The organism is ANME-2 cluster archaeon (genome assembly GCA_019429385.1).
Lineage (GTDB): Archaea > Halobacteriota > Methanosarcinia > Methanosarcinales > Methanocomedenaceae > Methanocomedens_B.
This window is the reverse complement of the sequence record JAHYIS010000005.1, coordinates 77803-90933: the sequence shown is the minus strand read 5'-3', so window position 1 is coordinate 90933 and position 13131 is coordinate 77803. Positions and strand designations below refer to the sequence as shown.

The window sequence follows — 13131 nt, the reverse complement described above, 5'->3', positions numbered from 1 at the left end:
CGTCGAGTCCGGATGGGTCATTTCCTTTCGTCAATGGGTACATAACTCATCCCCACAGGTCCCACGTACAATGCCCTGGGGCGGAATATGCGATTATCCTCAAGGTATTCTACTATCCTGGCAACCCATCCTGCAGTCCGGCTTACTGCAAATATTGGAGTGAACATATCGCTCCGGATGCCCAGACAGTGATAGACCAGACCTGAATAGAAATCAATATTTGGGCAGACCCCCTTCTTTCCATAGGCCTTCATGCCTCGTTTTTCAATGGTCATGGCTATCTTGAACAATTGCTCGTTCCCTGTAATACGGGAAATATCTTCTGCATACCGCTGGAGTATTTTTGCTCTCGGGTCGAAAGTAGTGTACACCCTGTGTCCGAATCCCACCAACTTCTTCTTGCTGGCAATAACCTCATCCGCATAACGGTTCGCATCTTCCACAGAATGGAGTCCAAGGAGCATGTTAATGACCATTTCATTAGCGCCGCCATGGAGGGGCCCCTTCAACGCAGATATTCCCGCAGTAATGGCAGAATGAATGTCGCTCAGCGTTGCCGCTACGACAAGGCATGCAAACGTTGATGCGTTCATGCCATGGTCAGCATGCAGGATAAGTGAAACGTCCATAATTTTCTCGGCCAGGGGTTCAGCCCGTTCACCTTTTAGCATGTAGAGAAAATTTGCGGCATGGCCCAGTTCCGGGTCAGGTGGTACTGGTTGTTCATTGTTCAGTATCCTGGCAATGGCAGCCGTTAATGTAGGCATCTGTGAAATAAGTTTGATCCCCATTTCCCGTCTACCTTCAATATCCGGGGTTACCTGACAGGTCTCATCAACACATTCCATGAGTGATATGCCTGAGCGGAGCAAGGACATGGGATGGCATGGGCAAGGGGTTCCTGCAAGCCTGTCTATCACCTCATCCATAACCAGCCTGTGGGAGATGAGCTTGTCATTGAAAATCCCAAGTTCGGTCCTGTTTGGGAGTTTGCCGTATAACAGCAGGAAAACCGTTTCTTCGAACGAGGAATATTCTGCCAGGTCAACAATATCATATCCCCGGTACACCAGTCTACCTTTCTTTCCGTCCAGGCAACCGATACTGGTAGTACTGGCAATAACATCTTCAAGCCCTTTCGAAAATTCCCGTCTTTTATCATGACTATGTTTCATGGATAACCCCATATATCTTAGGACATGATAGCAATTATATTATTCTATTCCATTATTCTGAAAAACTACAGGAAGGAACCAGGAACGTTCAATCCGTTAATTTTGTCTTCCCGAAGAACCGTTCAGCAGTTCCTGCATCACCGAACACATCCTCTCGTCGTCCCTTTTTATTAATAAAAAGTCCGATCAGTACCAGCAGCAATCCCAACTCAGGATTCTGCTGCACAACCATTACACCCAAAAGAGCCAGTGTCATAGCAGCCATCCCTTTCATTGCCCCGCGTCTGTATGATTCCAGTTTGGTACGCCTGAATATGCGAATGTCCCTCAGGGTCAAGAACGCCACAACCCCAAAAGCAGCTATTGAAATGGTAAAATACATGATTTACCTTCTATCTTTTATGGTGCAGGTATTCCCTCATTATAGCGGGGAAGGACCGTGCCTCAACAAAACGCAGTCCCAGCTGTTCTGCCCATTTCTGCACCCCCATGTCAGATGCCACTACTGCAGCATCAAGTTCCTTTGCCAGCAGCAGCACGTCGATATCAGGAGCGCTGTCCAGGATACCGTACCTCAGGGCTGTTCGGTATTTATCCCTGAACTTGCCTACGATACTGCCAATGATATCACGTTCTATCTCCAACTCTATCTTCTTTTTGTCCTTGGCCTCGGAAGTCGTAAAAAGGCATTCAGTGGCTGCTTCCCAGATGGCGTCCTCTGCTACGTTCATTCCCTTGTTGATACGGGTTCGCATGTAGTCAACGTATTCATAGAATATCTTGGATGGTATCTTAACTTCATACCGGTCAGGTGTCTTTTTCACCAGCCAGGTATCTATCTTGGCAATAACGTCGTCCCCACATCCATTATTTTTCGCAAAATCCTTCAGTTCATTGTAGACCGAAGGAAAGGGCACGTAACAGCTGATATCAAAAGAAAGGCGTGCATCAGCAATTGTATTGAGGATCCCGCTTATCCCCTCACAAAGGTTTTTGTATCCTTCCACTTCCCTGGTAGAGGAATCTGTCAAAGCACTGGTATCAAGCACAAACCGCTGGCGTATCATAGTATAACACTCAATATAATTCAATAATATATTGAAAGTTGTAGATACAAAAGCCTTGCTATACAGTTATACTGGTTAAATGTAATTCTGCAATTCTGGCTTCTGGTTTGAACCTCAATACAATTCTTCCCGCCGGTCTGAATAACACGCGATCTCATTTCGGATCCTGACCTTTTCTTCCAAATCCACGTTTGTTGAAACGATTTTCTCAATGGAACCCGCATCTGCAAGTACCCTGCCCCACCCATCCACCACCACTGACCCGCCCCCGAACACATTGGAGGGGTCCGCACCCACACGATTGCAGGCAGCATGTGGTACCTGGTTCTCAATGGCCCGGGCCCGTACCAGCACATCCCAGTGTTCCTGGCGCAGGGATGGGAACTGGGCGACGGTCACCAGGATATCTGCACCGTTAAGTGCCAGTTTTCGAGCCATCTCAGGGAACCTGATATCATAGCATATCATAAGCCCTACCGATCCCTGTGAGGTCCTGATAGGCTCAATGGATTCGCCGGCTGTGAAGTAATCCTTTTCTTTACCAAAAGGATGTACCTTTTTGTATGTACCCGCAACTTCAACATCTCAATAGTGGGATACGGCTCAGATTCAGCTATCTCGTCTATATGGTCATAACAAAAACCGGTAGAGAATACTTCGGGAAAAACCACCATATCTGCATCGCACGTTCCTGTAAATTCCAGGGCACGCTGTAGGTTGTGCTGTTTTTGGCAGTATGCAACATCCATCTGTACAAGAGATACGTTCACAATCAATCACTTTATGGTATAAACTGCATAAATATAACATGCGATAAATGTAACCTTAATGAACCATGTACCGGAAACAATACGATACCATCATAATAGACAAAGACCGGACCTGGCAATCCAGTTTTACCGTAGCAGTTGAGGAGACTTTCGAGCTCTATGCGAACAATGTACACATAGCCTCGATCCTGGCTTCTCCCGCACAACTGGAACAGCTGGCGGTAGGATATCTTGTATGCGAGGGTATTGTTGGTGCTCCTTGCGATATAACGGGCGTAAACATCGATGACCAGAACAGGATTTTTACTACCATTACCGGAAATGATGATTTAGAATTGTGGTTCGAGATACGCTCATCAGGGTGCGTAGGAGTGAACTGGGAGCATGATGAAAATGTAAAAGTGGAGTCGGGGATGCATTTTTCACCAGAGGTTATCTGCAGTTCGATGCACTACATCGAATCAGAGATATACCGCTCTACCAGGGGAACTCATGTGGCATGCCTCATAGACCGGGATGGGGAGTGTATTGCCAGTGCTGTGGACATAGGACGGCACAATGCAATTGATAAGGTCGTCGGGCAGGCCCTGATAGACGGGATTGTGCCAGGTGAACATTTCATCCTCTCGTCAGGCCGGCAGCCGGGGGGAATGGTATTGAAGGCAGCGCGGGCAGGCATACCGATGGTGGTTACCAAGACAGCACCACTGAATAGTGGCATAGAGGTTGCAAGGCGCACAGGTATTTGTCTCGTTGGATTTGCCACACCTGAGTGCATGACCGTATTTGCCAATGACTGGCGTTTGGGTGATTAAGCCGATTCATCATGATTATTTATAGGGCAAGTGCATAAATTCAAGAACTTATTTAGAGAGACACAATAAATATATAAATAAGAAGCCCTAAATATAAATTAAGCGATAGACAAATAAATCTGTCGCCGCATAGGTCGAAAATTTGTCAGGCGGTATCCGTATTTATCCTGCGGGTACCGCGCAATACAATACTATTTGGTCGCTAGGTTCAATGTGTGCCAAAAAATAATTGAAAATTCAATATGCAAAGACTTCATTTTACGTTCATACCACGCCCTTTCTCAAGAAAGATTCCTTGAAGATATTGAAGTGAATGTAGTTCAAGGTTACGTGTTTTTATGCTGATACTTGAATTGAATTTAGTATACACCTTATATTCATACTATCTTGCGGATAAATGGAGCATATTTCTACCGATTTTGCCTTAAAACCAAAGATAACATATAATAATACCCAATTAAGGGCAAAACAAAGGAGCATAACTATGAGTACTGGTCAGATAAAACCCCACGGTGGAAAACTAATTAACAGAGTCCCCGACACCGAAGAAAGGGACAAACTGCTTACAAGCATCCCTGGAATGCCAACGATACATATCAGTTTTGATAGAGCAAAAGAAATTGAAAATATCGCCAGCGGATTGTACAGTCCCCTGGAAGGGTTCCTGGGGCAGGAAGATTATAACAGCGTGCTTGAATCAAAGCGGCTGGCAAATGGATTGCCCTGGACCATACCCATCGTGCTGGACATCTCCCCTGAGGACGCTGCGAAAATTTCAGCCGGGGATGATGTAGTGCTGGACCATAACGAACTCCCGGTGGCAATACTGCACGTGGAGGAAATATTCGGGTTTGACCGCAATACACATTCCACAAGTGTTTTCGGTACCAATGACCCGAAACATCCCGGTGTTGCACTGACCAACAATATGAATGAACGGCTGCTCGGTGGGAAGATTGACCTGTTGAACGAGATAGAGACCCCTTATTCCAGATATGCCCTCAAACCCGAAGAGACAAGGGCAATGTTCAGGGAAAAGGGCTGGAATACCGTGGCCGGTTTCCAGACCCGAAACGTCCCCCACCTTGGTCATGAATATGTCCAGAAATCTGCACTAACCATTACGGACGGGTTGTTCATCAATCCCGTTATCGGCAGGAAAAAGAGCGGGGATTTCAGGGATGATGTGATACTGGATTCTTACACTGCTTTGCTGGACAACTACTTCCCTCATGACAGGGCCGCTATGAGTATTTTCCAGACCGAGATGCGCTATGCCGGGCCAAGGGAAGCCATATTCCATGCTATTGTACGTAAAAACTACGGTTGTACCCATTTCATAGTAGGCCGGGACCATGCAGGTGTCGGTGATTACTACCATCCCTTTGCAGCCCACGAGATATTCAACGAGTTCGATGACCTGGATATCCAGCCTATCTTCTTCCGCTCCTTCTTCTACTGCAAGAAATGTGCCAGCATTGCCAGTGATAAGACCTGCCCGCATTCGGATAAAGAGATCGTGAATTTCAGCGGTACCAAAATGAGGGACCTGCTGCAAAGCGGGCAGGTGCCTCCTCCTGACCTGATGAGGGAAGAGGTAGCACAGGCCATACTTGAATACGATAATCCGTTTGTGGAATAAGCAGAATAAGGAAAGAGACCCGGGATGTATACATGGATAAAACATCCCCGGACCATTTACATTGTGTCAGTATATGGACTGAATGGGCTTTTTTTTATACATAACGTATAACTTTGTGTACTCAAGGTAATCCGACCGTAGGGAGGATTTTCTTATATAGTCTGCTCAGTTCATCTGCTGGACAGTATAATATTTCCTTACCTGGGCAGGATGCCATTTCATCTTATAGGTTCTCAGGGATTCTGAATTAAGGTCGTCCCCATCATTCACCAGGTTGATGTTCTCAGGAAGGCATTTATAGAATTCACTATCTATGAACTCGGACAGGCCATTATACTGTCTATCTGTCTTGCGGATAATGCAGATGGCCTCATTTTCGGCCAGTAGTCCTCCGAGGCTAAACCCCGCAATTTTTCCATCCACCCTTATAGTAATCCCGAACATGTCTGGGAACAGGCAGAGGTTCTGGAACAACTGGGCAATGTGTTCATCCTTGACCGGTATATTGGCCTCCTTCTTTGCTTTCCACCCGTTGAACAGTTCAAAGCACTCATTATAATCCTCAGCTGTATATGCACCAACCGTGTAATTATAATGCTTTTTGAAATAATTGATATGATTCCTTATCTCGCTGAATCTCTTGCCATTTAATGAGATCTGTTCATCTTTACGGTAGATGTAATCACCGCATTCATCCTTGATGTTGTACAGGGAAGGGGCAAGATTCTCCACAAACGATTCGGTGCAATTAAATAATGCACCGTCTTTGGTTCCGTTCAGTTTCTTCAGGTAATTGAATATCTTCTCTAAAGTACCATTGGAACAGTCACCGAGCGGCTGTGTGGCCAGGTTCCAGTTACCTTCCTCCTTTGATAGGAGGATTGTAGAGTTGTCGATAGTATCCATATATATCAATTCATTACTGAGGATTACCGGAAAATAATACACCCAGAGCTTGTTATCAAGCTGTTGCAGCAGCTGCTGTATTGTGTCTTTTTCTTCTAACGTTATTTGTTTCAATGTCCTCAACCCGATGTTGTACTATTTGTTTATTCATACTGAAGGCGTCTCCGCCGTCACCATAATAGTTTATTTTTTTTTCCACTACTGAATATCCAAGTTTTTGGTATAATCTAAATGCATCGCTGTCGCATCTTACCTCAAGCCTGATAGCCTCTGCTCCATGACTGATTGAATACAACTCAGCAGTTTCGAGTAATTTTGTGCCGATACCTTTTCCCCTGTAGGCCTCACCTACGGTCAGGGAATAGACCCGGGTTGTCTTTTTACGCATTACCAAACAGACATAACCCACCACAACTCCATCCTGGAGTGCACTGAACAATGTAACATGCCGACTATGGTAAAAAATCCGGAACAGTTTTTCATCAATAGGATAATCAATATCAGTGAATGTCTGGGCCTCGATTTTGACCAATTGCAGGATTTCATCTGATAATGTCCTGCGGATTACTACCCCTGACAAACCAGCATCATTTTTTCGAGAAATGTATTGAGGGTCACCATCATCATCAGATTCTTCTGACCTAAGCTCACCTTCTGTACTTGTTTTAATATACAAGGATATATTTAAAGATTGTCTAACCCGGCGAATGGTATCAGAATTATCGATATGTATATATGCCCGCATGCTATTAAACTGAACTATTATCACTCCTAACCGGAGGAACTTACTATATGAAAGAGCAGACAGAAGTACGCACATTGAAAGAAGGCAGGTATGTAATAATTGATGATGAACCCTGTACTATAAAATCAATTTCACATTCAAAACCAGGTAAACACGGTGCTGCCAAGGCACGAGTTGATGCTGTTGGTATTTTCGACAACCAGAAACGCTCTATCATCTCACCTGTGACCCAGAAAATATACGTTCCCCTTGTGGAACGGAAGAACGGACAGGTACTCTCTATATCAGGAAACGTTGTCCAGATAATGGACATGGGAGATTATTCTACTGTCGAACTGATCATTCCTGAGGAGTACAAGGACAAGATCGATGTAGGAAAAGATATCCAGTACCTCATCACTATGGGCAAGATGAAGATAGATATGCGGATGTAATCTCATCGGTAAAATCTCTTTTTTGGAAGGATTACATGAGCGGTAAACTTTTTTTTGCTGATGCAGATTCAAATTATTCAGATGCTGCCTTTGTAATATTCGGCGCACCTTTTGACGGAACATCATGCTTCAGGAAGGGGAGCCGGGAAGCTCCCGATGCTATCAGGGAAGCTTCGTATACCTTCGAGAGGTATAACTACAATTTCGACATAGACCTTTCCGAGGTCCCCTTCCATGATATGGGGGATGTGGAAATCAAAGGGAACCATACTGTTGAGCAGGCTTTAATTGCTGTTGAGAAAACGGTCAATAGTATAATAAAGGACAGTAAAATACCCATAATGCTGGGGGGTGAGCATTCCCTCACATTACCGTGTGTCACAGCATCCAAAAATAAGTACGATGACATGGGTGTGGTAGTACTGGATGCCCATCTCGACCTAAGGGATATATACAAAGGTGAGGTAAACAGTCATGCCTGTATTAGTCGCCATATTATTGAAGATGTGACTGACAGGTATGTTTCAATCGGAATAAGAAGCGGCACAAAAGAAGAATATTCATGGGTAGAAGCACAGGATATTGCCTGTTATACGGCTGACCTGGTAGTGGAAAAAGGGATTGCCTATATCCTCAATGAACTCAACGGGAAGCTTGATACCCAACACCTGTACCTGTCACTGGACATGGATGCTATCGACCCGGCCTATGCCCCTGCACTGGGCACGCCCGAACCATTCGGTCTCACCGACCGTCACGTACTTTCTGTAATACACGCACTGGCTCCCCGGAGCATCGGTTTCGACCTTGTCGAGATCGCACCACAGTTCGACAGCGGTAACACTGCAATACTGGGCGCAAAGTTCATACGCGAGTTCATAGCCTCTGCCTGGGCTTTTAGAAAACAATGTGCCTAAAGATGCGAGCCATAGTTCTTCAATGCATTCCTGATAATGTCGGTCTTCGGTGAACGGTACATGGAATGCATACCATCACTATCAGACAATAGTCCAAACCCTCTGATCACTACCACTGGTATACCCCAATTTCCTTCCCCCATCATGCAATTTGCAAAACCGGCAATTTCGTCAACCACTGCTTCATTGGCCACTTCCAATATGGTGCCGAAAAGGTCAGCACTCCCCCGCCAATCATGGTGAGTGTTGATACCTGCCACTCCCAGTGCAATACCGGTCTGCCCTTCACGAAACGCCCTGCCATTGGTATCGGTGATTATTACACTGACCTGCTTACCGGTCAGTGTTAAAATATCATCCTTGAGTTTCCTTGCGCTTTTACTGGAGTCAACAGGCAAGAGCAGCAGTCCATGCTCAACATTGGAGTGGTCGATACCTGCGTTGATGCAAATATTACCGCTGGTATGGCGCACCAGGAAGATGGGTGACTCCAGAATGACCTCTGTACACTCATCCAGTACAGCCTGGACGAACGTTGGATCTTTATCGGTCTGTTTTGAGATCCTGATAGCTTCAGGTGTAGGGGATATATTATCCGGGTCGATTATCCTACCCTCAGCTTTGGAAACAATTGTGGAGGCAACCACAATGATATCATTATTCTCTAATTGTGCCAGGCTACAGATGATCTTGGCAATATTGTGGTCTTTTGTTATCAGTGGAATATCTTCCACGGTAAAGGCATTTATTCTCATTCCATCCCTCTGATATTAGGATACTGCTCTGAAGAGAGTTTATTATAAAAACATATGCAAACTGCCCGGCGAAAAAAATACAATGGTGTTATTTGGTCTTCTGATATATACGCTCAGACAGGTTCACATCTTCCACGAGGGCTTTTACATCACCACTGAGGGCCTCATTCTTACCAATAACCAGATAATTATTTTTCCGCAATTTTGTATAGAATCTCATGAACAATGATTTTTTCAGTTCGTCTTTGAAGTATATTATAACATTCCTGCATACTATGAGGTCATATGTAGCTATACCTGCCACATTACTTCCATCATCTGATGTCAGGTCAAGATACTTGAAATGTATACAGTCCTGTACAATAGGCTTTATCTGATATTCTTCACCACATTTATCAAAATATTTGGTAAGCAGGTGTTTCGGGATACCTTCCATAGTATTACGTTCACATCTGCCACTTTTTGCCTTTTCGAGGCTTTTTTTGTCAATATCAGTAGCAATTATTAACAATCTGTGTTTTTTCCTTGATTTTTCAAAAGCTTCAAGGAACAGAATTGCAAGAGTATACGGGTCCTGTCCTGATGAACATCCTGCACTCCATACCCTTATTGTATTGCTGCTCCCTAATTCTTTACTTTCGATAATCGCAGGTATAGTATCCCTGTTCAAGGCTTCAAATGTTTCCATATTCCGGAAGAACTCGGTAACATTGATGGTAAGATGATCTTTCAGGGTATTGAGTTCTTCCGGGTCTTTCTTCAATAGTGCAAGATAACCTGCAAGTGTATCTACATGCGTCATGGTAATTCTTGCATTTAACCTTCGCTCAATATAATTATCCTTATATTGGTTCAAATCTAAGTCCAATCTTTTTCGCAAAAAGATTTTCAGATTGTTCAAAGCCATTTCATCAAGCATAGGTATTCAACGTTGACTCTTTTTTTCGAATTTTATGCTGAACTTATCGTCTCTATGCTATCTTAACTTTGCGTAAACAAAATTTTATTTTGATTGTCATGACCTTTTTAACGACAATCTATACGTGTATTTTTATATCCTCCATCCAATAATTATTGTTCCTATGCAGTTGCATGTGCAGGTACACGCCCACATATATACAAACATATATATAGCGGAGATTAAATACTAAAAACATATCATTGTGATAATAATGATGTGTATATAGATAGAGTAAACATATATGAGAGTTTGAATTGGAAACTAAAAATGTGTGTCTGGTTATACTGTCATTCTCGATGGTAAATACGGATTAAGGAGTTGAATTGAACTTTCAGTATGAATTGAAGATGACAAATATTGAACAATTCATAGAGTGTTGTCCATTTGTTTGGCCTTATGTCTTCATTTTTACAAAAAGCGAACAATATATTGATGATATTTAAAAAATGTAACGGTGAAAAAATATGACATTACAAGATACTGTCAACAATATGCCAATCGGTAGAAAACTATTTGCTGGTTTTGGCATTGTTGTATTGTTTTTCATAATTGTAGGATATGTGGGTGTAAATGGATTGAATATGGCAGGAACGAATATGGAAATCATTGCCAATACTCATACCGAATTACTCAAAGAATCATCCCGTATGGAAATTGCAATGCTTCAGGCGCGACGATTTGAGAAGGATTTTTTTGCACGTTTGGACACATCATATATTACAAAAGTCAATACCCAAGTGGATACAATTGTTGAGGATGCACAATCAATCCAACAACTGGACATAACGAATAGGCAACGTGAAGATGCCAAAGAAATTGAATCCCTCGCAAAAGAGTACGGGGTTTTATTCAAAGAAGTAACAGACCTTTATATCCAGCGAGGTCTGACCGTGGATTCAGGTATTCTCGGAGATACCAGGACCGCGACTCATGAAGTTGAAGCATTAATTGCAGAACAAAATGCGGATGGTTCAATAAATCAGCTTCAGGTGGATATGCTTCAAATGAGGCGGGATGAAAAAGATTACCTTGCGCGTTCTGATATAAAATACCAAACACAGTTGCATGATACGCAAAAACTGTTTTTGCAACATCTTGATGATACTGACCTGTCACAAACAGACAAGGACCAGATGAGAAACCTTTTGAATACTTATGTGGTGGAATTTGATAAGATTGTCAAGATCGATGCTCAAATTGCATCAAAGACTGCTCAATTCACAGATAAGACCCACCAGATTGAGCCCCTTGTCGAAGCATTACAGGCTGAAGCAGTAGTGGAAATAGATGGTGAAACCGCACAGGCAATAGATGAAATGGCTGCATCGTCAAACAATATGGTCGTAGTGTCAATAATTGCACTTATCATGGCTGTTGTTGCGGCTTTTGTTATCACGCGAAGTATCACCAAACCTGTGGATGAGATGGTTGATATAGCAAAACGGATATCAAAAGGTGACTTATCCGTCGAGATCACCAACAAATCCAAAGACGAGATTGGAGCCCTGGCACAAGCCTTGGCTGAAATGAAGAACGTTATCCTTTCAGTTGTTTCAGACATTAACACCCTGGTTGATGCCACGCTGGACGGTAAACTGGATGCACGTGCTAATGCTTCTAATTACCAGGGTGATTTTGCCGATATCATAATAGGTATGAATAACATCCTGGATGCAGTGGTCGGACCTTTGAACATGGCTACCGAATACATCGACCGCATTAGCAGGGGAGACATACCTGAGAAAATCACCGATGTTTACAAGGGTGATTTCAATGAGATCAAGAACAACATCAATATTTGCATAGATGCAATAAAAGAAATGGTATCTGATATCACTACACTCTCCGAAGCTGTTGAGGGAGGTAAGATGAATAAACGAGCTGATTCCTCCAAACATAAAGGTGACTATAAAAAGATTGTGCAGGGCATGAATGATACAATAAATGCAGTGGCCGAACCATTGAAAATAGCGTCAGAAGTTGCCATGAAATTAGCTTCTGCAGCACAGCAACTGGCATCCTCTTCCCAGGAGATGAACGCAACAACTGAACAGGTAGCTTCAACTGTGCAGCAGATTGCAAAGGGAACCCAGAGTCAGTCAATACAGGTTGGAAATACTTCCCGGACGATGGAAGGTATGGCTGAAATTGTAAAGGAAGTTGCATTAAAATCACAATCAGCCGCAGATATATCAATAAATGCCAGTAAGATTGCACAGGAAGGTAGTGATGCTGCCGGCAATGCAGCTGTAAAGATGAGCGACATCCAAAAAGTTGTTTCTGAATCTGCTGACGTCGTAAAAGAGCTCGGTGGACGTTCCCAGGAGATTGGTGAGATTGTGGAAATGATCACTGGTATTGCAAACCAGACTAACCTGCTCGCCCTGAACGCTGCTATTGAAGCCGCCAGGGCCGGAGAAGCAGGACGTGGCTTTGCAGTAGTAGCAGATGAAGTCCGAAACCTTGCTGAAGAATCCAAACAGGCCGCCAACAAGATAGCTGTCCTTATCAAGGAGATCCAGTCCGAAACAGACAAAGCTGTTACTTCGATGGAATCTGGTACTACTGAAGTTGAAGAAGGTTCAAAGATCGTTAATGAAGCACTGGCCGCGCTTGAGAACATAGCAGTTGGCTCCCAGGAAGTAGCTAATGTGATACAGGAAATCTCGGCTGCCTCGGAAATGCAGCAAATGGGTATCCAAAACGTGGTCAAAGCCATTGATGAGATTGCTGCAGTAGCTGAAGAAGCTGCCGCAGGAACTGAAGAAGCATCTGGTGCAACCGAAGAACAGACAGCATCAATGGAAGAAATAACCTCACAAGCGCAGGAATTGGCGAATATGGGAGTTGAATTGCAAAAAGCTCTTGAACGTTTCACTTTGACCAGTGCAGGGTGAAGGTATAATAAATGGTAAAATGTTATCAATCACCGGATACCCCTTAC

At 43.7% G+C, this 13131-nt stretch carries 12 protein-coding genes and 1 pseudogene; 5 read left to right on the top strand and 8 right to left on the bottom strand.

Annotated features, from left to right (window positions below; genetic code table 11):
• Positions 1 to 17: 17 nt before the first annotated feature.
• The 4 genes and pseudogenes from K0A89_03350 to K0A89_03335 all read right to left on the bottom strand — a co-directional run bounded on the left by K0A89_03350 (position 18) and on the right by K0A89_03335 (position 2991).
• Positions 18 to 1175 carry a citrate synthase/methylcitrate synthase gene (locus K0A89_03350; GenBank protein ID MBW6517523.1) on the bottom strand — a complete coding sequence of 386 codons (1158 nt, stop codon included), beginning with the start codon at positions 1173 to 1175 and terminating at the stop codon, positions 18 to 20.
• Between the two features lie 88 nt (positions 1176 to 1263).
• Positions 1264 to 1557 carry a hypothetical protein gene (locus tag K0A89_03345; protein ID MBW6517522.1) on the bottom strand — a complete coding sequence of 98 codons (294 nt, stop codon included), beginning with the start codon at positions 1555 to 1557 and terminating at the stop codon, positions 1264 to 1266.
• A 10-nt stretch (positions 1558 to 1567) separates the two neighbouring features.
• Complete coding sequence (locus K0A89_03340) at positions 1568 to 2242, bottom strand: RNA ligase partner protein (protein MBW6517521.1); 675 nt, start codon at positions 2240 to 2242, stop codon at positions 1568 to 1570.
• 114 nt (positions 2243 to 2356) lie between these two features.
• Positions 2357 to 2991, bottom strand: a pseudogene (locus tag K0A89_03335) (carbon-nitrogen family hydrolase).
• Between the two features lie 86 nt (positions 2992 to 3077).
• On the opposite strand from K0A89_03335, the gene fdhD reads away from it, so the two are divergent.
• Positions 3078 to 3827, top strand: coding sequence for a formate dehydrogenase accessory sulfurtransferase FdhD (gene fdhD / locus K0A89_03330; GenBank protein ID MBW6517520.1), 750 nt, complete (start codon positions 3078 to 3080; stop codon positions 3825 to 3827).
• A gap of 484 nt (positions 3828 to 4311) precedes the next feature.
• Positions 4312 to 5469: a sulfate adenylyltransferase gene (sat, locus tag K0A89_03325; GenBank protein ID MBW6517519.1), complete on the top strand. Its 1158-nt coding sequence runs from the start codon at positions 4312 to 4314 to the stop codon at positions 5467 to 5469.
• 165 nt (positions 5470 to 5634) lie between these two features.
• On the opposite strand, the gene K0A89_03320 is transcribed toward sat, so the two are convergent.
• The gene (locus tag K0A89_03320; GenBank protein ID MBW6517518.1) at positions 5635 to 6489 is read right to left on the bottom strand and encodes a DUF2156 domain-containing protein; all 855 of its coding nucleotides are present in this window, start codon (positions 6487 to 6489) and stop codon (positions 5635 to 5637) included.
• Positions 6431 to 7051, bottom strand: a complete 621-nt coding sequence (locus K0A89_03315; GenBank protein MBW6517517.1) for a GNAT family N-acetyltransferase — start codon at positions 7049 to 7051, stop codon at positions 6431 to 6433. The genes K0A89_03320 and K0A89_03315 overlap by 59 nt, the downstream gene beginning before the upstream one ends.
• A 116-nt stretch (positions 7052 to 7167) precedes the next feature.
• Between K0A89_03315 and K0A89_03310 the strand changes: the two genes are divergently transcribed.
• Entirely contained in the window at positions 7168 to 7554 is a 387-nt protein-coding gene (locus tag K0A89_03310; protein ID MBW6517516.1) for a translation initiation factor IF-5A, read from the top strand.
• Positions 7555 to 7589: 35 nt separating this feature from the next.
• Positions 7590 to 8471 carry an agmatinase gene (gene speB / locus K0A89_03305; protein ID MBW6517515.1) on the top strand — a complete coding sequence of 294 codons (882 nt, stop codon included), beginning with the start codon at positions 7590 to 7592 and terminating at the stop codon, positions 8469 to 8471.
• Here the strand turns inward: speB and K0A89_03300 are convergent.
• Both K0A89_03300 and K0A89_03295 read right to left on the bottom strand, forming a co-directional pair.
• Positions 8468 to 9226, bottom strand: a complete 759-nt coding sequence (locus tag K0A89_03300) for a coenzyme F420-0:L-glutamate ligase (GenBank protein ID MBW6517514.1) — start codon at positions 9224 to 9226, stop codon at positions 8468 to 8470. The two genes, speB and K0A89_03300, sit on opposite strands and share 4 nt — an antisense overlap.
• An 88-nt stretch (positions 9227 to 9314) precedes the next feature.
• Entirely contained in the window at positions 9315 to 10094 is a 780-nt protein-coding gene (locus tag K0A89_03295; GenBank protein MBW6517513.1) for a protein-glutamate O-methyltransferase CheR, read from the bottom strand.
• A 557-nt stretch (positions 10095 to 10651) separates the two neighbouring features.
• Between K0A89_03295 and K0A89_03290 the strand changes: the two genes are divergently transcribed.
• Entirely contained in the window at positions 10652 to 13084 is a 2433-nt protein-coding gene (locus K0A89_03290; GenBank protein ID MBW6517512.1) for a HAMP domain-containing protein, read from the top strand.
• Positions 13085 to 13131 lie beyond the last annotated feature (47 nt).